This window comes from Pseudomonas sp. 10S4, from assembly GCF_034344865.1.
Classification (GTDB): Bacteria; Pseudomonadota; Gammaproteobacteria; order Pseudomonadales; family Pseudomonadaceae; genus Aquipseudomonas.
On the sequence record NZ_CP133774.1, the window covers coordinates 234482 to 258558 of the forward strand.

Annotated in this window: 17 protein-coding genes and 3 pseudogenes; 15 read left to right on the forward strand and 5 right to left on the reverse strand. The window is 59.2% G+C overall.

Annotated elements, in window-relative coordinates; all coding sequences use genetic code 11:
* Positions 1-16 precede the first annotated feature (16 nt).
* Positions 17-2753: pseudogene (secA, locus tag RHM58_RS01185) on the reverse strand (preprotein translocase subunit SecA).
* A 307-nt stretch (positions 2754-3060) separates the two neighbouring features.
* On the opposite strand from secA, the gene RHM58_RS01190 reads away from it, so the two are divergent.
* Positions 3061-3516, forward strand: coding sequence for a DUF721 domain-containing protein (locus tag RHM58_RS01190; protein WP_201206191.1), 456 nt, complete (start codon positions 3061-3063; stop codon positions 3514-3516).
* Positions 3517-3684: 168 nt separating this feature from the next.
* On the opposite strand, the gene RHM58_RS01195 is transcribed toward RHM58_RS01190, so the two are convergent.
* Positions 3685-5172, reverse strand: coding sequence for a helicase HerA-like domain-containing protein (locus RHM58_RS01195; protein WP_322270801.1), 1488 nt, complete (start codon positions 5170-5172; stop codon positions 3685-3687).
* Between the two features lie 187 nt (positions 5173-5359).
* Between RHM58_RS01195 and RHM58_RS33880 the strand changes: the two are divergent.
* From RHM58_RS33880 to RHM58_RS01215, 5 genes and pseudogenes are all read left to right on the forward strand, one after another.
* A pseudogene (locus RHM58_RS33880) lies at positions 5360-6391 on the forward strand (cache and HAMP domain-containing protein); the annotation flags it as partial.
* A gap of 93 nt (positions 6392-6484) precedes the next feature.
* Positions 6485-7249, forward strand: a complete 765-nt coding sequence (locus RHM58_RS33885) for a methyl-accepting chemotaxis protein (RefSeq protein ID WP_416195314.1) — start codon at positions 6485-6487, stop codon at positions 7247-7249.
* Positions 7250-7455: 206 nt separating this feature from the next.
* Positions 7456-8577, forward strand: a complete 1122-nt coding sequence (locus RHM58_RS01205; protein WP_201256806.1) for a glycosyltransferase family 4 protein — start codon at positions 7456-7458, stop codon at positions 8575-8577.
* Positions 8570-9346: a polysaccharide deacetylase family protein gene (locus tag RHM58_RS01210; RefSeq protein WP_322269464.1), complete on the forward strand. Its 777-nt coding sequence runs from the start codon at positions 8570-8572 to the stop codon at positions 9344-9346. Before RHM58_RS01205 ends, RHM58_RS01210 begins: the two co-directional genes overlap by 8 nt.
* Entirely contained in the window at positions 9343-10338 is a 996-nt protein-coding gene (locus RHM58_RS01215; protein ID WP_201206199.1) for a lysylphosphatidylglycerol synthase transmembrane domain-containing protein, read from the forward strand. Before RHM58_RS01210 ends, RHM58_RS01215 begins: the two co-directional genes overlap by 4 nt.
* Before the next feature lie 38 nt (positions 10339-10376).
* Here the strand turns inward: RHM58_RS01215 and RHM58_RS01220 are convergent, their stop codons facing one another.
* Entirely contained in the window at positions 10377-10553 is a 177-nt protein-coding gene (locus RHM58_RS01220) for a hypothetical protein (RefSeq protein WP_322269465.1), read from the reverse strand.
* Positions 10554-10632: 79 nt separating this feature from the next.
* Positions 10633-11481 (reverse strand): formyltetrahydrofolate deformylase, encoded by an 849-nt coding sequence (gene purU / locus RHM58_RS01225; RefSeq protein WP_201206202.1) that lies wholly within the window; start codon positions 11479-11481, stop codon positions 10633-10635.
* A gap of 338 nt (positions 11482-11819) precedes the next feature.
* On the opposite strand from purU, the gene mvaT reads away from it, so the two are divergent.
* A complete protein-coding gene (gene mvaT, locus RHM58_RS01230; RefSeq protein ID WP_007933316.1) occupies positions 11820-12197 on the forward strand; it encodes a histone-like nucleoid-structuring protein MvaT in 378 nt (125 codons plus the stop codon).
* Between the two features lie 101 nt (positions 12198-12298).
* Here mvaT and sbcB read toward each other — a convergent pair whose 3' ends face one another.
* On the reverse strand, positions 12299-13729 hold the full coding sequence (gene sbcB, locus RHM58_RS01235) for an exodeoxyribonuclease I (RefSeq protein WP_201206204.1): 1431 nt from the start codon (positions 13727-13729) through the stop codon (positions 12299-12301).
* A gap of 185 nt (positions 13730-13914) precedes the next feature.
* On the opposite strand from sbcB, the gene RHM58_RS01240 reads away from it, so the two are divergent.
* From RHM58_RS01240 to RHM58_RS01275, 8 genes and pseudogenes are all read left to right on the forward strand, one after another.
* Positions 13915-14640 carry an RDD family protein gene (locus tag RHM58_RS01240; RefSeq protein ID WP_322269467.1) on the forward strand — a complete coding sequence of 242 codons (726 nt, stop codon included), beginning with the start codon at positions 13915-13917 and terminating at the stop codon, positions 14638-14640.
* A complete protein-coding gene (locus RHM58_RS01245; protein WP_322269469.1) occupies positions 14637-15614 on the forward strand; it encodes a stage II sporulation protein M in 978 nt (325 codons plus the stop codon). The genes RHM58_RS01240 and RHM58_RS01245 overlap by 4 nt, the downstream gene beginning before the upstream one ends.
* Positions 15601-17145, forward strand: a complete 1545-nt coding sequence (locus RHM58_RS01250) for a DUF4129 domain-containing protein (protein ID WP_322269470.1) — start codon at positions 15601-15603, stop codon at positions 17143-17145. Before RHM58_RS01245 ends, RHM58_RS01250 begins: the two co-directional genes overlap by 14 nt.
* Entirely contained in the window at positions 17142-18305 is a 1164-nt protein-coding gene (locus RHM58_RS01255; RefSeq protein ID WP_322269471.1) for a DUF4350 domain-containing protein, read from the forward strand. The genes RHM58_RS01250 and RHM58_RS01255 overlap by 4 nt, the downstream gene beginning before the upstream one ends.
* Entirely contained in the window at positions 18302-19300 is a 999-nt protein-coding gene (locus tag RHM58_RS01260) for a MoxR family ATPase (RefSeq protein ID WP_322269472.1), read from the forward strand. The genes RHM58_RS01255 and RHM58_RS01260 overlap by 4 nt, the downstream gene beginning before the upstream one ends.
* 154 nt (positions 19301-19454) lie before the next feature.
* Positions 19455-20787 (forward strand): annotated as a pseudogene (locus RHM58_RS01265) (DUF58 domain-containing protein).
* Between the two features lie 139 nt (positions 20788-20926).
* A complete protein-coding gene (locus tag RHM58_RS01270; RefSeq protein WP_322269473.1) occupies positions 20927-21901 on the forward strand; it encodes a hypothetical protein in 975 nt (324 codons plus the stop codon).
* The gene (locus RHM58_RS01275; RefSeq protein WP_322269475.1) at positions 21859-23946 is read left to right on the forward strand and encodes a hypothetical protein; all 2088 of its coding nucleotides are present in this window, start codon (positions 21859-21861) and stop codon (positions 23944-23946) included. Before RHM58_RS01270 ends, RHM58_RS01275 begins: the two co-directional genes overlap by 43 nt.
* The last annotated feature ends 131 nt before the right edge of the window (positions 23947-24077 follow it).

A 24077-nucleotide genomic window follows, 5' to 3' on the forward strand; every position in this document is an offset into this window, starting at 1 on the left:
GCGTTTGAAACGGGTTTTACTGGATCTGCCCGTGGCAATGCTTGAATTTCTTGCCCGAACCGCAGTAGCACAGTTCGTTACGGCCCAGCTTCTGTTCGTTGCGAACCGGTGCGACAGCCAAGGCTACGTCGACCTCTTCACCGAGCAGTTCCGGTTGTTCAAGACCTGGCGCTTCGTCATGCAGGAACTGCATACGCGCGGCCAGTGCCTCGGCTTCCTGACGCAGGCGTTGTTCCTCTGCTTCCGGATCTTCGCGGCGAACCTGAACGTGGGACAGCACACGGATCGAGTCGCGCTTGATCGAATCCAGCAGCTCGGAGAACAGCGTGTAGGACTCGCGCTTGTATTCCTGCTTCGGGTTCTTCTGAGCGTAACCACGCAAGTGGATGCCGTGACGCAGGTGGTCCATGGTCGACAGGTGGTCTTTCCACAGATCGTCCAGAACGCGCAGTACGATTTGCTTCTCGAAGCTGCGCAGCGCTTCAACGCCCGCCTGGTCTTCTTTCTCGTTGTACGCGGCGATCAGCTCGTGCATCAGCTTCTCGCGCAGGGTTTCTTCGTACAGGTGATCGTCTTCGTCGAGCCATTGCTGGATCGGCAGTGCCACGCCGAAGTCGCTCTGCAAGGTCGCTTCCAGACCGGCCACGTCCCACTGCTCTGGCAGCGACTGCGGTGGAATGTGCGCGCTGACGGTAGCGTTGAGCACGTCCTGACGGAAGTCGGCGATGGTTTCACCGATGTTGTCGGCGGCCAGCAACGTGTTACGCATGTGATAGATCACTTTACGCTGTTCGTTGTTGACGTCGTCGAACTCGAGCAGTTGCTTGCGAATGTCGAAGTTACGGCCTTCAACCTTGCGCTGAGCCTTCTCGATGGCGTTGGTCACCATGCGGTGCTCGATCGCTTCACCGGACTGCATGCCCAGGGCTTTCATGAAGTTCTTCACCCGGTCAGAGGCGAAGATGCGCATCAGGCTGTCTTCCAGCGACAGGTAGAAGCGGCTCGAACCGGCGTCACCCTGACGACCGGCACGACCACGCAACTGGTTGTCGATACGGCGCGATTCATGACGTTCGGAAGCGATCACCTGCAGGCCACCGGACTCCAGCACTTGCTGGTGACGTTTCTGCCAGTCAGCCTTGATCTGGGCGATTTGCTCAGGGGTCGGGTCTTCCAGGGATGCCACTTCCACTTCCCAGTTACCGCCCAACAGGATGTCGGTACCACGACCGGCCATGTTGGTGGCGATGGTCAGTGCGCCTGGACGACCGGCCTGGGCAATGATCTCGGCTTCCTTTTCGTGGAACTTGGCGTTCAGAACCTTGTGTTCGATGCCTTCTTTCACGAGCAGGCTGGACATGTGCTCAGACGTTTCAATGGTCGCAGTACCCACCAGCACCGGACGGCCCTGGGTCATGCATTCCTTGATGTCGGCGACGATGGCGGCGTACTTCTCGTCCGCGGTGAGGAACACCAGGTCGTTGTAGTCTTTACGCGCCAGCGGTTTGTTCGGCGGGATAACCATCACCGACAGACCGTAGATCTGGTGGAATTCGAACGCTTCGGTGTCTGCGGTACCGGTCATGCCGGACAGCTTCGTGTAGAGCCGGAAGTAGTTCTGCAGGGTGACTCGTCGCGAGGGTCTGGTTCTCGGCCTGGATGTTCAGGTTTTCCTTGGCTTCGATGGCCTGGTGCAGGCCTTCGGACAAACGACGGCCCGGCATGGTACGACCGGTGTGTTCGTCGACCAGGACAACCTGACCGTCCTGCACGATGTATTCGATGTTGCGATGGAACAGCTTGTGCGCACGCAGACCTGCATAAACGTGGGTCAGCAGGCCCAGGTTATGCGCCGAATACAGGCTCTCGCCTTCAGCCAGCAGGCCGATACGGGTGAGCATTTCTTCGACGTACTGGTGACCGGCTTCGTTGAGTTCGACCTGGCGGGTCTTCTCGTCGACGGTGTAGTGGCCAGCCTTGGTAACTTCGCCTTCGACTTCTTCGATGTGCAATTCCAGCTGCGGGATCAGTTTGTTGATCTCGATGTACAGCTTGGAGCTGTCCTCGGCCTGACCGGAAATGATCAGTGGAGTACGGGCTTCGTCGATGAGGATGGAGTCGACTTCGTCGATCACGGCAAAATTGAGTTCGCGCTGGAATTTTTCTTCCATGCTGAACGCCATGTTGTCGCGCAGGTAGTCGAAGCCGAACTCATTGTTCGTGCCGTAGGTGATATCGGCGGCGTAAGCCAGGCGTTTCTCTTCCGGCGGCTGGAACGGCGTAACCACGCCGACCGTCAGGCCGAGGAATTCGTAGAGCGGACGCATCCAGTTGGCGTCGCGACGGGCCAGGTAGTCGTTCACCGTTACAACGTGCACGCCCTTGCCGGACAGCGCGTTGAGGTAAACACCCAGTGTTGCCACCAGGGTCTTGCCTTCACCGGTACGCATTTCCGCGATCATGCCTTCATGCAAGGTCATGCCGCCGATCAGTTGGACATCGAAGTGACGCATACCCATGACGCGCTTACCGGCTTCGCGGGCGACCGCAAAGGCTTCTGGCAGCAGCTTGTCGAGGGTTTCCCCTTTGGCGATGCGGGCCTTGAACTCGTCTGTCTTGGCACGCAATTGATCGTCCGAAAGGGCTACCATTTGCTCTTCGAAGGCATTGACGAATTGCACCGTCTTGAGCATGCGTTTGACTTCACGCTCGTTCTTGCTTCCAAAAAGTTTCTTTAACAAAGGCGCAAACATATCGGCAGGATCTTCCACACTAAAGGGATGGAGGGCGGCCCCGTGAGTCGCCCGTGCAGCCCTCATGGCCGCATGCGAACGAGCATTCTACCCGGAAACGATGGTGAGGAAAGTGGCGTTATTCCACGATGCATGCACTGCGCTGTTACGGGGCTCACTTAAAATAAGGGCTTTTTACTGAACTTCAACCCATTCACGGCAGAAGTTACTTGTTGATTTAATGGGTAAAGCGCTCGCAAAGCAATGGGTCAGGCTCATCGAGTGCTTTCTGCTACCATGGCCGCTCTGTTACTTCAGGTGTCTGATCATGGCATTTCGCCCTCTTACGGCCAGAGCACCCGCCGTTCTGCTTCGCGAAGCCAAACCGCTGAAAGCCATCTTCGGCCACGCTCAACGCCTGGGTCATTTACAACGTCTGCTGGAAAGCCAGTTGCAGCCCGCCGCCCGCGAGCACTGCCATGTAGCCTCGTGGCGCGAAGGCAGTTTGTTGTTGATCGTCACCGACGGTCACTGGGCAACCCGCCTGCGTTACCAACAAAAGCGTCTGCAGCGCCAATTACAGTTGTTTGATGAGTTTGCCAGCCTGACCCGGATTCTGTTCAAGGTGCAGCCGCCGACCGTTCAGCAGGGCGCGGCGGGGCATACCATCAGTTTGTCGATGGATGCGGGCGCGACGATTCAGGCGACGGCCGACGGCATCACAGATCCGAACCTGCGGGCGGCGCTGGAGCGCCTTGCGGCTCACGCCAAACCCAAGGACTGACACAACCCCTGCAGGAGCGAGGCTTGCCCGCGAAGCTTTTGGCGGTCTTGAAGGGCTCTTCGCGGGCAAGCCTCGCTCCTACACGCGGTCTAACATTCAACATCATTGTTGAATGACGCACCGCATTCGCGAGCAAGCCCGCTCCCACATTTTGACCGTGCCCGCTTGCTATCGGCGTTTGCTGCCGCCAAGCAACGAGCCCATCAACCCGCGCACCAACTGTCGGCCCAACTGATTAGCCGCCTGTCGCATCGCCGATTTAAGCGCCTGCCCCGCCGCCGTACCGAGGAATTCCCCGGCTTTGTCGGTGAAACTCGGCTCTTCTGGCGCAGGCTTACCCGCCGCCACCTCGGCTTCAGGCGCCAGACTCTTACGTGCCATCAGCACTTCATACGCCGACTCACGATCAATTGGTTTGTCATAACGCCCCTTGAACGGCGACCCGGCGATCAGCATCGTGCGTTCGGTTTCGGTCAACGGCCCGATCCGCGATTGCGGCGGTGCGACCAGCACCCGCTGGACCATCTCCGGCGTGCCCTTGTCCTGCAAGGTCCCGACCAGCGCTTCGCCAATCCCCAGCTCGGTCAACACCGACAAGGCATCAAACGCCGGGTTTGGCCGGAAGCCTTCAGCCACGGCGCGCAAGGATTTCTGCTCCTTGGTGGTGAACGCCCGCAAGCCATGCTGAACACGCAGGCCGAGCTGGGCCAGCACGTCGTCCGGCAAGTCCCCCGGTGATTGGGTGACGAAATACACGCCGACGCCTTTGGAACGAATCAACCGCACCACTTGCTCCAGCCGATCCTGCAACGCCTTGGGCGTGCCGGCGAACAACAAGTGCGCCTCGTCGAAAAACAACGCCAGCAGTGGTTTGTCCGCATCGCCGCGCTCCGGCAGTTGCTCGAACAGTTCAGCCAACAACCACAGCAGGAACGTCGCATAAACCTTCGGCGCTTCATGCACCAGACGGCTGGCATCGAGCAGGTGAATACGCGCGCGACCATCGGCGGCCGGTTGCAGAATGTCTTCGAGTTGCAGCGCCGGCTCGCCAAACAGCGCTTCGGCACCCTGCTGTTCCAGGGTTGCCAACCGCCGCAGCAGGGCCTGACTGGAACCAGTGGTCATTAATGCCGCATCGTCGCCCAACAATTGCGGGTTGTCCCGCAGGTGATTGAGCAGCGCTTTCAAGTCCTTGAGATCCAGCAGTAACAGGCCTTCGCGGTCCGCGACCTTGAACGCGGCGTACAGCGCCGACTGCTGGCTGTCGGTCAGTTCCAGCAGGGCGCCGATCAGCAACGGTCCCATTTCACTCAGGGTGGTGCGCAATGGATGACCGCTCTCACCGTGAATGTCCCACAACGTCACCGGATAGGCCTGCGGCGTGTAATTGAGCCAAGGCATCCCGGCGATCCGCTCGGCGACCTTGCCTTGCGGATTGCCGGCGGCACCGAGGCCGCACAGGTCACCTTTGATATCGGCCGCGAACACCGCCACACCTGCATCGCTAAACGCTTCGGCCAGACGCTGCAAGGTGACGGTTTTGCCGGCGCCGGTGGCGCCCGCGACCAGACCGTGACGGTTCGCCAGGCGCATGGCCTGGGTGATCGGCTGCCCCGCAAGGTCGGCGCCGATAACGAGTTGCGATGAGTCCGGCATTTTGTCACCCATGGTTAATCTTTGATCCTTCACGGCCGATAAAAAGAGGCGAGAGACCAGACTGAAAAGAGCGTCGGTAATTCCCTAAGGAGAGACGGAATATCAGCTTACTTTCACCACTGCCCGTTTGGCGCGTCTTTATAAAAGCACGCCCTGGACATTTAGACCTTAGCGGACACCCCAAGCCATGAACAAAAATCTGCGCTTCAGCCATAAAATCCTGCTTGCCGCCGCCCTGATCGTTATTGCTGCCTTTGCCTCGTTCACGTTGTACAACGACTATTTGCAACGCAATGCGATTCGCCGCGATCTGGACAACTATCTACAAGAAATGGGTAGCGTTACTGCCAAAAACATTCAAACCTGGCTGGCCGGTCGCAGCCTGCTGATCGAAAACCTGTCGCAAACCGTTGCACTGAACCCAGAGGCTGGCAACGTTGGCAGCCTGCTCGAACAAAAAGCGGTGAGTTCTACCTTTATGGGGGCGTTCCTGGGCAACAAGGATGGCACCTTCATTATTCGCCCGAACAGCAAGATGCCCGACGGCTACGATCCTCGCGTTCGCCCTTGGTACAAAACGGCCCAAGGTTCCAGCGGTTCGGCGCTGACTGAACCCTACATCGATATGGCCTCTGGCCAATTGGTGATCTCCATCGTCAACCGCGTCCTCAAGGACGGTCAGGACGTGGGCGTGGTCGGCGGCGATTTGAGCCTGCAAGTGATCGCCGACAGCCTCATCGCGCTGGACTTCGACGGCATGGGTTATGCCTTCCTGGTCAGCGCCGATGGCAAGATCCTGGTTCACCCGGACAAAGCGCTGGTGATGAAAACCCTCAAGGACGTCTACCCGCAAGACACGCCAGTCATCGGCAATCAACCGAGCGAAATCCAGGTTGATGGCAAAACCCGCATCGTGACTTTTACCCCAATCAAAGGGCTATCCTCGGTCAACTGGTACATCGGCCTCTCCGTGGACAAGGGCAAGGCGTTCGCCATGCTTAGCGAGTTCCGCACCTCGGCCATCATCGCGACCACCATTGCCGTGGCGTCATCATCGCCCTGCTCGGACATGCTGATCCGTATCCTGATCCAGCCGTTGCACGTCATGACCCGCGCCATGGAAGACATCGCCGACGGTGAAGGCGACCTGACCAAACGCCTGACCATCGTGAACCAGGACGAATTCGGCATCCTCGGCACCGCTTTCAACCGTTTCGTGGAGCGGATTCATACGTCGATTCGCGAAGTGTCCTCGGCCACCGGCCAGGTCAACGAAGTGGCGTTGCGCGTGGTCGCGGCCTCGAACTCGTCGATGTTCAACTCCGACCAGCAAGCCTCGCGCACCAACAGCGTGGCCGCCGCGATCAACCAACTCGGTGCCGCCGCCCAGGAAATCGCCCGCAACGCCGCACAAGCGTCGAATCAGGCCAGCGATGCGCGCAGCCTGGCCGAAGACGGTCAGCAAGTGGTGGATCGCAGCATTAAAGCGATGAATCAACTGTCGACCATGCTTAGCGCGTCGAGCACCAACATCGAGTCGCTGAACAGCAAAACCGTGAACATCGGCCAGATTCTCGAAGTGATCACCAGCATCTCCCAGCAAACCAACCTGCTGGCCCTCAACGCGGCCATTGAAGCGGCACGTGCCGGTGAAGCCGGGCGCGGGTTTGCGGTAGTGGCCGACGAAGTTCGTAACCTGGCGCACCGTACTCAGGAATCGGCGCAACAGGTGCAAACCATGATCGAGGAGTTGCAAGTCGGCGCCCGTGAATCCGTGAGCACCATGAGCGAAAGCCAACGCCACAGCCAGGACAGCGTGGAAATCGCCAACCTGGCCGGTGAGCGCTTGAACAGCGTGACGTTGCGCATCGGCGAGATCGACGGAATGAACCAGTCGGTGGCCACCGCTACCGAGGAACAGACGGCAGTGGTGGAGTCGATCAACGTCGACATTACCGAGATCAACACGCTGAACCAGGAAGGTGTGGAGAACCTGCAATCGACGTTACGGGCGTGCTCGGACCTTGAGCAGCAGGCTGCGCGGTTGAAGCAGTTGGTCGGCAGTTTCCGGATCTGATGCGTTCCTGAAGGCCTCATCGCGAGCAAGCTCGCTCCCACATTGGATTTGTGTCGTTCACAAATCCCCTGTGGGAGCGAGCTTGCCCGCGAAGACGGCCTCCCAAACACCACAAAATCCCGCTGACACCCCGCCCCGCTCCACAACCCCCACCGAACATCTATCCTTCATAAAGGTCAACCAAAGGAGTGACACCGACCGGAGGGATGTTCACCGTGCATATCGCTGACATAACCATGTTCTACGCCCCTGCCAGCGGTGGCGTGCGCACTTATCTGGACGCCAAGCACCGTCGCCTGAGTGTAAAACCGGGTATTCGTCACAGTTTGCTGATCCCGGGCAAGCACCTGAGCGAGCAGGACGGTGTGTACAAGGTTCCCGCCCCCGCCCTGCCCTTCGGCAAGGGTTATCGCTTTCCCCTTCGCCTGGCGCCGTGGCGCAATGTTTTGCAGGATTTGCAGCCTGACCTGATCGAAGTCGGCGACCCCTACCTCACCGCTTGGGCGGCGCTGGATGCCCGACGCCAACTCGATGTGCCGGTGATCGGCTTTTATCATTCGGACTTGCCACTGTTGGTCAGCAATCGCATGGGCCACTGGGTAACCACCAATGTCGAAGCCTATGTCAGCAAGCTCTATGGCAACTTCGACCGGGTGTTGGCGCCGAGCCAGGTCATGGCGGACAAACTGATCGGTCTGGGGGTGCGCAACGTGTTCGTGCAACCGCTGGGTGTTGACCTGCAAACCTTTAACCCGAGTCACCGCGATCCGGGCCTGCGGGCCGAACTGGGGATTGATGAAGACACCCGGCTGCTGATCTTCGCTGGTCGTGGCTCCAAGGAGAAAAACCTGCCGGTGTTGCTCGGTTGCATGCAACACCTGGGGCCTCGCTATCACTTGCTGTTGGTGGGTTCATCGATGCCGGCCCAGGTGCCGGACAACGTCACGGTGGTCGATGAGTTCTGCCCGGCGGCGCAGGTCGCGCGATTGATGGCCAGTGCCGATGCGTTGCTGCATGCCGGCGATCAAGAGACCTTCGGCCTGGTGATCCTCGAAGCCATGGCCAGCGGCATTCCGGTCGTCGCTGTGGCGGCTGGGGCTTTTCAGGAAATTGTCACTGATCAATGCGGCCTGCTGTGCGCGCCGAACAATCCCTTGGCCATGGCCAACACGGTGCGCGAGTTGTTCAGTCAGGGCAGCGTCGCACTGGGTCAGCTGGCCCGGCAACATGTGGAACGGCATTACGCCTGGGACTCGGTGGTCAACAGCCTGCTGGGCCACTATCACGCTGTGCTCGGCAGCCACTGGCCGCTGACCGTCAATGGTTGAGTCCATGAGCGCGCCCGCCCTGCTGTTGGTGCTGCACGACGTGGCGCCGCAGACCTGGGCCGATTACCAGCCGTTCGTCGATGCTGTCGACGCCTTGGGCGGCGTGCCGATGACCTGGCTGGTGGTGCCCGACTTTCACAAGCACGACGCCCTCGAAGCCCATCCGGGATTTCGGCGACGACTGAGCCGTCGCCTCGCCCTGGGCGACGAATTGGCCCTGCACGGCTACTTCCACTGCGATGACAGCCCGCCGGCAACCACGCCACGGGACTGGTTTATGCGGCGGATCTACACTCACGAAGGCGAGTTCTATAGCCTGTCCCGGGAGGCGGCCCTCGCCCGCCTGCGCGCCGGTATTGAAGTGTTTGATCGTTACCATTGGCCCTTACAGGGTTTTGTAGCGCCTGCCTGGCTGATGAGCGAAGGTACGCGTCAGGCCTTGCGTCAGTTGCCATTGAGTTACACCAGCGACTCGCAACATCTGTATCGTCTGCCAGACTTCACGGCGATCGATGCACCGGGGCTGGTGTGGAGTGCCCGAAGCGCCTGGCGCCGGGGCGTGTCCAAACTCGTCAGCGATCAACGTGAACAACGCTGGCAGCAAGCACCGGTGATTCGCCTCGGTCTGCACCCGGTGGACATGCGCCATGAATTCTCGCGCAATTACTGGCTGCAAACCCTTAAACGCTTGCTCGACGAGGGCCGTGTGCCAATGACCAAGGCCAACTGGCTGACGCTGCAAAATGACCGTTTCGGTCGCGCCGCATGAGTCGCGGGATTCTGCTGTTCCTCGCCTTGCTGGCGGCGGTGCTGATCCCGCTGGTGCTGGGCGGCAACGAAACCTGGTCGCGACTGCAAAACTTTCCGCTGAGCGAATTGCTGATCATGTTCGCCATGATCCTGCTCTGCTGGGTGGTCAACACGATGCGTTTGCGCCTGTTGCTCGGCGATCAGCGCGACAAGGTCACCCGCCTCAAAAGCCTCGGCGTGGTGATGGCCGCCGAGTTCGCCTACTGCGCCACACCCGGCGGCAGTGGCGGGCCGCTGACCATCATGGCCTTGCTCGCGCGCAATGGCGTGCGCCCGGCCAGGGGCAGCGCGGTGTTCGCCATGGACCAATTGAGCGACTTGCTGTTCTTTCTCTGCGCCCTCAGCGGGATTCTGATTTATGCGCTGTTCCAGCACCTCAGCCAACGCATGGAGTGGCTGCTGACGGTCAGCGCCGTCTCGATGTTCGGTGGGTTGGTCAGTTGCGTGGTGGTGGCTCGCTACCATCGCCTACTGATTCGCCTGAGCGGTCGGCTGCTGGCGCGCCTGAATGTCAAAGCGACCACGCGCCTGCGTTGGGCGCGAAAACTCCTGCATTTTCTGGCGGCGTTCACTGACACGCTGAAATTGCCTTATCAGACGCTGATCAAGGTGTTTGCCTTAACCTGCCTGCATTGGGCCGTGCGTTATAGCGTGCTGTATCTGGCGTTGCGCGGTTTGGGGGCGGATTTGCAGTGGGCCTGGACCTTTCTGATTCAAATGCTCTCGCTGAGCGCGGGGCAGTTCAGCCTGTTGCCGGGCGGTGCCGGGGCGGCGGAGTTGACGTCGGCGGCGCTGTTGGCGCCCATGGTGGGAAAATCGACTGCAGCGGCAGCGATTCTGATCTGGCGGGCGGTGACGTATTACTTCTATCTGGTCGTCGGTGGACCGGTGTTTTTGCTAATGCTTGGGCGACCGCTGCTTAAAAAGTTAATGAAGCTCAAGCAGGCGTAGGAGCTCCCGAAGGCTCGGGCCGCGTTCGGACGATCTTTTCAGGGTTTAATCCTTTCATCGTCGGACTCGGGCTTCAACTCCTCCCACAACTCGGCCGCACCGGGAAACTCTGTCCCGTCTTCCGGGCTCATCTCATCCGGATCATAACGACTCAAACAACCCTCGCCCAACGTGGCGGGCGCCTTGGAAGTGGCTTTATCCAGTGGATCGGCCATGGTCATGTCCTTAGTGCTGAAACGGCGAAGGGCCTGAGCGATTGAACGCCCAGGCCCTTCGAATTTCAACCGTGCAGTGTTAGAACACGACAGTTTTATTGCCGTGCACCAGCACCCGGTCTTCCAGGTGATAACGCAGACCGCGGGCCAGCACCATCTTCTCGACGTCGCGACCGAAGCGCACCATGTCTTCGATGCTGTCGCTGTGGCTGACACGCACCACGTCCTGCTCGATGATCGGACCGGCGTCCAGTTCTTCGGTGACATAGTGGCAAGTGGCGCCGATCAGCTTCACGCCACGCAGGGAAGCCTGGTGGTACGGCTTGGCACCAACGAACGACGGCAGGAAGCTGTGGTGAATGTTGATGACTTTGTGGGCATATTCGCTGCACAACGCTGGCGGCAGAATCTGCATATAACGGGCAAGTACTACCACTTCGGCATCGTGCTGTTTGACCAGGCGCGAAACTTCGGCGAAGGCCGGCTCTTTGTCTTGCGGATTGACCGGTACGTGGTAGTACGGAATGCCGTGCCACTCGACCATGCTGCGCAAGTCGTCATGGTTGGAGATCACGCAGGAAATTTCGCAATCCAGTTCATCACTGTGCCAGCGGTGCAGCAAGTCAGCCAGGCAATGAGATTCACGGCTGGCCATCAACACCACGCGCTTTTTCTGCGCAGTGTCGGTAATACGCCAGTTCATCGAGAACTCTTCGGCTATCGGCGCGAACGCTTCGCGCAAAGCCTCAATACCAAAAGGCAGCGAATCGGCACGAATTTCGTGACGCATGAAGAACCAGCCACTGAGATTGTCCGAGTGATGGCTCGCTTCAGTGATCCAGCCGTTATGTGACGCCAGAAAGTTACTGACTTTAGCAACGATGCCGACGCGGTCCGGGCAAGCAATCACCAGCCGAAAAGTGCGCATGAGGGTCAAACTCCAGAACTTCGCAAAGGCCGCCATTCTAGCGATTGCGCAGCAAAACTGCAGTATTGATGACGCCTTGCCCGGCACGCCGTTCAGCGACAGGGGTTCTGGCAGCGTCACTGCCCTCGCGATGGTGTTCTTGTAGCCCATCTTCAAGAGAACAATTGTGAATATCTGTGATGACTACCCTGACACTATTTAACAATACATCGGTTTTGTGACCGGCTCACCGTAACTAAATTAAATAAACTCCGGTTAAATGTTTACTTGATGAAACACCCTGACTATTATTGCCGCACTGTCCCCTGCCATCCTGCGTCCTACATAAGGTAGTCCTCATGTCCTTGATCAACGAATACCGCGCCACCGAAGAAGCTATCAAAGAGCTGCAAGCCCGTTTGAAGAACCTGTCCCAAGACGACAAACTGCAAACCGAGCTGGAATTCGAAGGCAAACTGCGCACCCTGATGGGTGAATACTCCAAATCCCTGCGTGACATCATCGCGCTGTTGGATCCAGAGTCCAAAACCAAAGCACCACGCGGCGGCGCAGTAAAAACTACTGGCACCAAGCGTGCTCGCAAAGTTAAACAATACAAAAACCCGCACAACGGCGAAGTCATCGAAACCAAAGGTGGCAACCACAAAACTCTGAAAGAGTGGAAAGCCAAGTGGGGCGGTGACGTGGTTGAAGGCTGGGCTACCCTGCTGGGCTAAGCCGCAACGCCTGTCGCAGACTGATTTCGCGACTCAAAAGAACGCCAGCTGATGCTGGCGTTTTTTTATGCCTGAGGTTCAGGCAACCTTCATGTTCGAACTCAAAGACTCAAACGTTTGCGTAATGCCTGGACATAATTCTGCCATTCATTGAGCACCTCTCGCTGAATCGATGTAGCACTAATCGCCAATTGGGTGGCTGCCTCTGCAAATGATTCCAGGGTATTTGGCGCTCCCCATTCAGGCGCCGACAATCGTTGCTGACAGAATATTCGCCAGCGTTCTTGCTCTTCGAAATTCAACGTATCGGGAAAGTTGCGTGCGCGATATCGAAACAATAATTCAGGTAAACGTTCATCATCGAACGGCCATTGTTGTTGCGCTAATTGTGCAGGGTCAGCGGCTCTGACTTGCTCACACAAACGCCGATCCCGATCTCCGATAAAGCCATCGTATAACTGTTGCTCCGGGTCCTGGCTTGATGAGAAATCGTCGCTGGAATAAATCGCCGCGACTTTATCTCGCCAAACTTGTTGTGCGTCACTTAGCCGCAGCGCCCGTTCCTGATATAGCGCCATATCCAGCCCCAGGCGTTGCTGATCTTCAGAACGAAGTACCGAGAGCGGTGCCACCACCGGGCATTTGTTGATATGAATGAGTTTGAGCGGCACCGGCAACTCGCCGTCAGCCAGATCATCGCGGCGGGTATACAGGCGCTGACGCAGCGTCTCAGCATCCAGATCGAGCAAGCCCTGGGGATCGAGGTGCAAGTCGCAAACTATCAGTGCGTTCTTGTTGCGCGGGTGCCAGGCCAACGGCAGCACCACACCCACATAGTGGCGAGCTGCCGAAAAACGCCCGGAGATGTGCACCATCGGTTGCAGCAGCCGAACCTGATCCATCACCTTCTGTTTACTGCGTAACTGGAACAGCCAGTCATACAGCTTCGGTTGTTTTTCCCGAATCAGACGGGCCAGGGCAATGGTGGCGCGCACGTCCGACAAGGCCTCGTGGGCGTTGCCATGATCGATGCCATTGGCCACCGTCAGACGATCCAGCTTGAGCGTCACCCGTCCTTCGTCATCCGTAGGCCAGCTCAGGCCATCGGGACGCAAGGCATAGGCTGCGCGCACCACATCAATCAGGTCCCAGCGGCTGTTGCCGCCCTGCCACTCGCGGGCATACGGGTCGAAAAAGTTTCGATACAGGCTGTAACGGGTCATCTCGTCGTCGAAACGCAACGTGTTGTAACCCGCCCCACAGGTACCGGGGGCCGCGAGTTGGGCATGCACCCGCGTCATGAAGTCGGCTTCGCTCAACCCTTGCCTGGCCAGGCGACTCGGCGTGATACCGGTGATCGCGCAGGCAGCCGGATGCGGCAGGATGTCATCGCTGGGCTGGCAGTAAAGATTGACCGGCTCGTCTATTTCATTGAGTTCGAAGTCGGTGCGAATCCCCGCCACTTGCAGCGGGCGGTCACAACGGGGGTTGATGCCAGTGGTTTCATAGTCGTACCAGAAGATGGAGGTCACGGGCTGTTCCTGAACTGAAGACCGACGAAGTCTAGGCGCAGACAAGTCGCTGCGGCCAGTCAATCTGTCATTCAATCACCTCTGACAACTCACCGTGCAATACATAGTTATGTCGTTTCCCCCGAGAGGCTGCTAGCATCGGACGAAGATTGAATCCCGATCCGGCCCCATCATTCAGGTTGCCCATGCTCGAGAGCACAGCACTGCCAAGGAAAGCGACGCTGTCCCCGCCACTGGACACGCGGTATCAAGTCGAAACGCCCGAAGGCATCGACTTGCCACTGCGCCCGGCCGGGCTGATGATCCGTGCACTGGCGTTCTCCATCGACCTCGGGCTGCGCGGGCTGATCCTCGGTTTGCTGTTCACCGTTCTGGCGTTTCTCGGCAAACTCGGTGCCGGGCTGGGCTCAATCCTGCTGTTCGGGGTCAGTTGGTGGTACATGGTGCTGTTCGAGGTGCTCAATCAGGGTCGCTCGCCCGGCAAGCAATGGATGGGTTTGCGGGTGGTGCAGGACGATGGCACGCCCGTCGGCTGGTCGGCCTCGTTGCTGCGCAATCTGCTGCGTTTTGTCGACCTGTTGCCGTTCGGCTATTTCCTCGGGGCCATCAGTTGCCTGCAACACCCGACCTTCAAGCGCCTCGGCGACCTGATGGCCGGCACGCTGGTGATCTACAGCGAAAAACCGCTCACCCGCCCCGAACTGCCCGAAGCCCAACCCCGGCGCCCTGTGTTTGCCCTGACGCTGACCGAGCAACGCGCCATCCTCGGTTTTGCCGAACGCCAGGGTGAACTCTCCGGTGCCCGAGTCCAGGAACTGGCAACCGTCCTCGCTCAACCGTTGCAGGTTCCAGCACCACAAGCGGTGACTGAACTCAACGGCATCGCCCGCAGCTTGTTGGGCCCCGCATGAAGCAAAGCCTGTTCGAAAGTCGCCACAAGGCCGAATGGGAGCAGTTCGCCCTCATGCTTGACCGGTTGGAACGGGGCAAGGAAGCCTCACGAATCGCCAGTTTCCCGAAAGACTATCGACGCCTCTGCCAACACCTGGCCCTGGCCCGCGAGCGCGGCTACAGCAGTTTCCTGGTGGATTCGTTGCAGCATCAGGTGCTGCGTGGCCATCAACAGTTTTATCGGCATCGCAGCCAGTTGGGGGCCAACGCACTGGCGTTTATCCTGGCCGGTTTCCCGCAACTGGTGCGCCAGCAGTGGCGCTTTGTATTGGCTGCCGGCCTGATGTTTTTTGGCAGCCTGATCGGCATGGGCTTGCTGGTGTACCTGTTCCCGGACCTGATCTACAACCTGATCCCGACCGAGCAGGTGACCGAGATGCAAAGCATGTACGACCCCGTTGCCGGGCACCTCGGGCGGTCGGCCGAACGGGCGGCCAGCGAAGACTGGGTGATGTTCGGCTACTACATCATGCACAACATCGGTATCGCCTTTCAGACCTTCGCCAGCGGTTTGCTGTTTGGCCTGGGTAGCGCGTTTTTCCTGTTCTTCAACGGCTTGACGATCGGTGCGGTGGCCGGGCACCTGACCCACATCGGTTACGGGCAAACCTTCTGGTCATTCGTGATTGGCCACGGGGCCTTCGAGTTGAGCGCAATCGCCCTGTCCGGCGCTGCCGGCCTGCAACTGGGCTGGGCGCTGATTGCACCCGGGCGCCTGCCTCGGGCCGAATCCTTGCGTGTGGCGGCGCGTAAAAGCGTGCTACTGATTTGCGGGGTCATGCTGTTTCTGCTGATTGCTGCGTTTATCGAAGCCTACTGGTCGTCCATGACCGCACCTACGCCAATGACCAAATACCTGGTCGGTGCTGCGCTCTGGTTGTTGGTGGCGGTATACCTGCTGTTTGCCGGACGGACCCGCCATGCGCCTGAGTGACGCCACCGTGGTGATTCGCCCGCGCATCACCTGGGAAGCCATGGACCTGGGCGTGCTGATGAGTCAACGGCACCGTCGCCTGTTGATGACCAGTTGGGCCATCGTGACCTTGCCGACATTCGCCGTGCTCAGCCTGCTGTTGTGGGATTCGCCGTCGCTGGCCGTGTTTATTTTCTGGTGGCTCAAACCGGCGTTCGAACGACTGCCGTTGTACATCCTGTCCCAAACCCTGTTCGGTGAAACCCCCACCCTCAAACAGGCCCTGCGCCAATGGCCGCAACTGCTCAAGCCACAACTGCTGGCGAGCCTGACCTGGCGACGCCTGAGCCTGAGCCGTAGCTTCGTGATGCCAGTGGTGCAACTTGAAGGCTTGAGCGGTATCGCGCGACAACAGCGTCTGCACGTATTACTGCAGCGCAATGCCGGCGCCGCGCAGTGGCTGACGATCATTGGCGTGCACCTGGAAAGCGCCTTGTGGATCGGCTTGATGGTGCTGTTCTACCTGCTCCTGCCCCAGCAGATCGAGCTGGACTGGAACTGGCAAACCCTCATCGCCGCGGCCAATCACGACTGGCGGTGGCTGGAGCACCTGACCAACGCCTTTTACGCTCTGGTGCTGGTGGTGTGGGAACCGATCTACGTCGCCTGCGGCTTCAGCCTTTACCTGAACCGACGCACGGTGCTGGAGGCCTGGGACATTGAACTGGTGTTCCGTCGGATGCGCCAGCGCCTGAGCGGCGCGGCAGTCGCCGTGTTGCTGGCGGTGATCGTATGCATACCGACGACGCAAACCGTCTGGGCCGCCGAGCCGGTCATTTCACCGGACACGCCGCGCCTGCTGGACCAGCCCCTGACCAGTCAGGCGTCCCGGGACAGCATCAAGGCGATCCTTGATCAGCCGCCGTTCAAGAACAAGGAAACCGTTACCCGATATCGTTTTGGCGAAGACAAAACCACCACCAAAACCCCGAGCGATGGCAACGCCCCAGAATGGCTGAAGACGCTGCTTGGACTGCTGGACAATCAACGTTTCGGCGCACTGGCCACGCTGATCGAAGTGCTGTTGTGGGGCGCGGTGATTGCTGCCGTCGGGCTGTTGATCTGGCGTTACCGCGAGTGGTTGCAGGCGTTTGTCAGCCGTCGACCGGCCTTGCGCAGCAAGGTGAATCGCCCAGTGCCCAAGCAGTTATTCGGGCTGGACGTCCATCACGAAACCCTGCCCGACGACGTTGCCGGGAGCGCCGAAATCCTCTGGCAGTCCAACCCTCGGGAGGCCCTCGGGTTGCTGTATCGCGCCCTGCTCAGCCGCTTGCTGCATGACTTCAACCTGCCCTTGAAAGACGCCGACACCGAAGGCCAGGTGCTGGTGCGCGTCGCGCAGCTGCAACAGCCGGCGTTGCTGGCCTTCAGTCAAAGCCTGACCCGTCATTGGCAGAACATGGCCTACGGGCACCGCTTGCCACCGGCGCAACTGCAACAGGAACTCTGCGACGGCTGGCGCGCGCTGTTCACCCCGGGAGCCGCCCATTGAGCCGGCGTGGATGGCAGGCGCTTGGCGCGTTGTTCGCGGTGTTGCTTGGCGCGTTGTGCGTGTATCTGTACCTCAAGGCCACGCCCTATCAGGAAGTCGTCGATCACGGCGCCTCCCCCGAGGCCCGGGCCAATCCCTACCTGGCGGCGGAGCAGTTCCTGCGCAAACAAGGCCTCGCCGTTACTCACGCCAATAGCCTCGACGTGCTGCCCGGCATCGACCCGCGCCAACACAGCCTGTTGCTGCTCGGGGACCGCTCGACCATGACCCCGCGCCAGATCGATCAGGTGTTGAACTGGACCCGGGCCGGCGGCCGTCTGCTATTCGTTGCCGAATCCTTGTGGGATGAAAAGACTGGCCAGAGCAATGACGTGCTGCTCGATCGAGTGCAACTGCACCAGATCCTCAGCAAAGACCTCAAGGACCCACCGCCCGACCCCATCGACGATCCGTATCCAAAACTGACCAAGCTCTACCTCGAGGACGAAGACGCCCCGGCTTACGTCAGCTTCGATACCGAGTTCCATCTCGAAGACCCGAAAAATCTCGCCCAGTCCTGGGCCAACAGTGGCAAGGCCACGCACATGATGCAGCTGGACCACGGGCTCGGTTCAATCACCGTGGTCACCGACGCCGACCTGTGGAAAACCCCGGCCATCGAGAAATACGACAATGCCTGGCTGCTCTGGTACTTGAACGCCGACACCAGCGTGACGCTGCTGTACAACACCGATCACGATTCGCTGCTGACCTTGTTGCTGCGCTACTTTCCCCAGGCGCTGGTCGCCCTCGCAGCGTTGATCATCCTCGGTTGCTGGCATGTCGGTGTACGTCAGGGTCCAATCCTTGAGCCCGCTCCAAGGGCACGCCGCCAACTTCAGGAACACTTGCGCGCCAGCGCCGATTTCATGTTGCGTCGCAATGGGCAGAACAACCTGCTGCAAGCCTTGCAGCAAGACATTTTGCGCCGCGCCCGACGCCGCCATCCCGGCTTCGAACAATTGGCGGTTGCCGAACAATGGCTGGCTGCTCGCGCGCCTGACCCGCAACCCACCCGCGCCATCAGCCAGGCCCTGAGCCCACGCCCGAAACAGCGGCTGTCCAGCGCTGAGTTCAGCCGTCAGGTCGCCCACCTGCAAACCTTGAGGAATGCCCTATGAGTGAGATCGAGCCCGGCACACAACAGCACGCCGCCCAGCAGCGCCAGCGCGCCAGTCAATTGGCCCAAGCCGTGCGCAGCGAATTGCAGAAGGCGGTTATCGGCCAGGACACCGTGATCGATGACGTGCTTACCGCGCTGATCGCTGGCGGCCACGTGTTGCTCGAAGGCGTGCCCGGCCTGGGCAAAACCCTGCTGGTCCGCGCCCTCGCCCGCTGCTTCGGCGGTGAGTTCGCGCGCATCCAGTTCACCCCGGACCTGCTCCCCGGCGACATCACCGGGCACGCGGTGTACGACCTGCAAACCGAGCAGTTCAAACTGCGCAAGGGACCGTTGTTCACCAACCTGTTGCTGGCCGACGAAATCAACCGCGCCCCGGCCAAAACCCAGGCGGCGCTGCTTGAAGCCATGCAGGAACGCCAGGTCACCCTTGAAGGGCGGGCACTGCCCATCACGCAACCGTTCATGGTGCTCGCCACGCAAAACCCCATTGAACAGGAAGGCACGTACCCACTGCCGGAAGCCGAGCTGGATCGCTTCATGCTCAAGGTGCGCATGGACTACCCCGACGCCGAGCAAGAGCTGGACATGGTCCGCCAGGTCAGCCGCTCGACCCGGGCAGATATGCTCGACGTGCAGCCCTTGCGCACGGTGTTGCAGGCCAAGGATGTGATGGCGCTGCAACGCATCGCCAGCGACTTGCCCCTCGATGAACAGGTGCTCGACTACGCCATCCGCGTGGCCCGGGCCACTCGCTCCTGGCCCGGCCTGACCCTCGGCGCGGGCCCGCGGGCCTCCATCGCCCTGGTGCGTTGTGCGCGGGCGCGGGCGTTGTTGCGCGGTGGCGAGTTTGTGATTCCCGACGACATCAAGGGCTGTGCGCTGGCGGTGTTGCGCCATCGGGTGCGGATCGCTCCGGAGCTGGACATCGAAGGGCTGGACGTTGATCAGGTGCTTGAGCAACTGCTCGACCAAGTGCCGGCGCCGCGCCTGTGATCAAGGTCTTGCACATAGCCCCTGTGGCGAGGGAGCTTGCTCCCGCTGGGCTGCGAAGCGGCCCCAAAATATCAGGTCGAATGCGTTCTGCGGATTTACGACTGCTGCGCAGCCGAGCGGGAGCAAGCTCCCTCGCCACAGGATGTGCGCGGCTATGAAACCCTCGCGCCTGCTGCTGATCTGGCTCTCGGTGCTGCTGGGCCTGGGCATCGTGCTCGGTGCATTGCGGGCGCTCGAAATAGCGATGCCGCAAAACCTGCAATCGATCAGTTGGGCGCTGCTGCTGGCGCTTTTTACACTGGCCGTTCTCGACGCCATCCGCCTTAAACGCCTGCCCTCGCCGCGCCTCAAACGGCAGATGCCCGGCAGCCTGGCGTTGGGTCGCTGGGGTGACGTGCAACTGGAGGTCGAGCATGATTTTGCCCAACCACTGAACGTGCAGGTCTTCGACTATGCCCCCGATGGCTTGAGCTTCGAACACCTGCCTCAATCCCTCGAACTGCAACCCGGTCAACGACAGCCTGATCAGCTATCGCCTGCGCCCTCTGCGGCGCGGCCACTTCGCCTTCGAACACTGCGAAATCAATCTTCCCAGCCCATTGGGCCTGTGGTCCGACAAGCGCTTGCTGAACGTGGAAGACACCACCCGCGTCTACCCGGATTTCGCCCGCCTCTATGGCGGCCAACTGCTGGCGGTGGACAACTGGCTCAGCCAGCTCGGCGTACGCCAGCGCCAGCGTCGCGGCCTGGGGCTGGAGTTTCACCAACTGCGCGAATTTCGCGAGGGCGACAGCCTGCGGCAGATCGATTGGAAAGCCACCGCCCGCCAGCGCACGCCGATTGCCCGGGAGTATCAGGACGAACGCGACCAGCAGATTATTTTCATGCTCGACTGCGGACGACGGATGCGCAGCCAGGATGGCGAACTCAGCCATTTCGACCACGCCCTCAACGCCTGCCTGTTGCTCAGTTATGTGGCCTTGCGTCAGGGCGATGCCGTGGGGTTGTGCACGTTTGCCAGCGAGCAAGCGCGTTACCTCGCGCCGGTAAAAGGCGCCGGGCAACTCAACGTCTTGCTTAACACCGTTTACGACCTGAATAGCAGCCAGCGCAGCGCCGATTACCAGGCTGCTGCCAACCAATTACTGACCCGGCAGAAATCCCGCAGCCTGGTTGTATGGATAACCAACCTGCGAGATGAGGACGATGAAGAACTGCTCAGCGCAGTCAAACTCATGAGCCGCAAACATCGGGTGCTGGTTGCCAGTTTGCGCGAACAAATACTCGACAACCTGCGGCAGGAACCGGTGCAAACCTTGACCGAGGCATTGAATTATTGCGGGACCGTAGACTACTTGAACGCACGCAACGAATTGCATGAACGACTGGGCGCCCATGGAGTGGCGGTGCTGGATGCTCGCCCCGAGGAGTTAGGAACGAATCTGGTGACGCGGTATTTGAGCTGGAAGAAAGATGGGGTGTTCTAGCGCTTCCATATCGCCTGATATCCAACTCGATGGCTAGATATAGCAAAAGAGCCTAATCGACCTGTAAGTTCTGACAGTAGCCAGTTTCTGAATAGCTCCCGATAGTAGAGTTATTTCACCGGTCAACGGGAGACCGCTCATGGCACAGAATCAAGACCCCAAGGCAACTGCTACCGGCCCGTTGTACTTTTGCTATGGCGCTGAGCACACCTTCGCTATCAAAGCCGAAGCCGACAGCCCGTGGATCAATCAGGGCGTGAAACTGGATCGGGATCCAAACCTGCCTGCGTTGCCATTTACCAGCATTCCTGCGGCCAACACTTATCAACCTTTTGGTGAAGCCGGTGTTACCTGGACGGTCAATTGTCCCCGGGCGGCATCTGATGCGGCGGCGCAGCCTTTCCAGATGTGGGTCCAGACCGAGTTCACTTCCCCTGCCTACAAGATCTCGGGCTCGTCGGGGCATCACCGCCTCAAGTTTCTCGATATCACAGGTAATGAGCAGTTTGTGGTGGTCGAGTATGACGAGGAAGCAACGCTGAAGGCTCGGGAAGTCAGCTATTACACTGACCAGCCCGTGCCTTTTCCGGCGAAGTGGGTACTGGGAAACCAGCAACTGGGTCCGGCCATACCCGATAGTAACGGTGCAGTCACACCTTTGGTTTTCAAACCGGTCGAAGGACGCTCATATCCGATCATTCTGGAAGTGCCCAGTCTGTATTACGAAACAGGTTACGCCCGAGTTGAAATCCCGGTGACCGCACTGGATGTGACGCCTTGGAACAATATGGCCACACTGCAAATAAATGGCAAAGCGGTTCCCGAAGTTGTCGACATTGGCCCCATCTGTACCCGCGGTAAATCCAACACGTTGAAGCTGGTGAATCCGAATTGGATTTTCGCAAACTCAATTCTCACACTGAAGTCATCCAGCGATTTGGCGGCATTGGGCATTACCGTTCCTGATTTGAATATCGGCAAACCGGTGCCTTCGAACGAAACGGAAACCGATTGGCTCATCAATTCCACACCGACGGCGGCTAAAAGTGGCTTTTTCACACTCGAACTGGCTTGTTCAAGACTCAAAAAAATTGGGACATCCATGCTCGGGTGATCTCGGAGAGCCTCGCGGATGAAGTCTCAAAGATCGAGGTGCGAGACCGGCCAATCTCGGGAATGGGCGCACTGTTTTTTCCGGATGAAACGGCAGTTCTGAGATTGACCTTCGAGCCGTGGATGCGCGGCCTCAATGTGAAATTGACAGAAACAGGCGCCAGCCCGGGCAATGTTTACGAGCCAGCGCTCAACACCTCTCGCGCCGTACCGGACAACCTGCAACTTGAATGGAAGGTGACCGGCAAAACCGTGGGGGCGTTCACTCTCCAGGCGATCTGCGACAACACCCCCACAGCCCTGACCATCAACAGCCGAATCATCTCGAAACTCACAGCCGATCAATTCAAGTCGATCAAGCTCAACAGCGTGGCCATCGGAGATCTGAGCAACCCGAACCTGACGTTTTTCCGGACAGACACCTATGTCCTGGAACTCGAACCGGTGCCAGGCGGTTCACTGCCGGGAATGAAAGTCGCTTTGGTGGCGGATGACCTCAACCCGGACTTGGGCATGACATTCAACCCTCCGCTGGGTGAAGAGCAACTTATCCCGACCTCCCCTGGTGGTGCATTACCGAAATGGACCATCACGACGACCAACAAAAGCGGCTTTCTCGATCTGCAGTTCAAGTTCACGGAAACCGATGAATTGTTTCCACTGCCCTCTCGAGTGTTGTCCAAAAACTTGCTGGATGAAGCGGAGGTCACGATCGACAACGCGCCCGTCCCGGCAGAGGGCAATGTGTTTATCCGGGGAACGGCTCAGGCCCTCACGCTGACACCCAAACCGGGTAGCCCATTGGCCGGCCATCCGGTGACGCTGACGTGCAGCATCAAAAGCGGACTCGATCCGGCGAACGTCACCAGTGCGCCGGCCTACGGCAGCGCTCAAACCACTTATAGCTGGAATATCACCGGGGCTTCCAAAAGCGGCACTTTCCAACTGAGCCTGGCCGGGCAAGGCATGACCACGCCGATCGATGTGGCGATCAGTAAATTATTGTCGGATAACCTGGCCGATGAAGTGGAGGTCAAGATCGCCAACGCGCCCGTCCCGGCAGGGGGCAATGTGTTTTTCCGAGGAACGGCTCAGTCCCTCACGCTGACACCCAAACCGGGTAGCCCATTGGCCGGCCATCCGGTGACGCTGACGTGCAGCATTAAAAGCGGACTGGATCCGGTGAACGTAACCAGTGCGCCCGCCTTCGACAGCGCTCAAACCACTTATAGCTGGAATATCACCGGGGCTACCAACAGCGGCACTTTCCAGCTGAGCCTGGCCGGGCAAGGCATGACTACGTCGATCACTTTGCCTATCAGTAAATTGCTGTCGGATAACCTGGCCGATGAAGCGGAGATCAAGATCGCCAACGCACCCGTCCCGGCAGGGGGCAATGTATTTATCCGGGGAACGGCTCAGACCCTCACGCTGACACCCAAACCGGGTAGCCCATTGGCCGGCCATCCGGTGACGCTGACGTGCAGCATCAAAAGCGGACTCGATCCGGCGAACGTCACCAGTGCGCCGGCCTTCGGCAGCGCTCAAACCACTTATAGCTGGAATATCACCGGGGCTTCCAAAAGCGGCACTTTCCAACTGAGCCTGGCCGGGCAAGGCATGACTACGCCGATTAATGTGGCGATCAGTACGCTACTGTCGGCCAACCCGTCTGACGAACTTCAAGTATTGGCCCCCAGTAGTCCCTTGGATGGTGAGCCCATTCATATTCCAAACAATGTTGCAGGACTGGTGGTTTTTTTCAGGGCGATTGTCAGCAGCCCGACTGACGGTGCGCAGATGAAACTGGCTTGGGAAGTTCCGCCTTCCAATTCGGGTATCGGTCTAACACCGGACATGCAGATAGAACAAATGATCACCACGGGAAGAAATGCATCTTGGGCACTTTACATTCCAAGGGTTAGACCTAGTGACTCTTTCTCGATCAAGGTTGAATGTTCTGTTTTGCCCTCGTCGTATCTGGTAATTCCCGTCATCGTAGACCCTGCCGTCTCCGTAGACCCGGCCGTCTCGGACGGTATCTAAACAGCCCCATCTCGACACGGACACACAACTTGAATTGCCCGGGCTACCGCCCGGGCAATCGCCGACCTCCAATAATCATTTTGACTGGAGAACCGCCCGGTAAATCGGGCTCGCTCTCACAGGATGCGTGG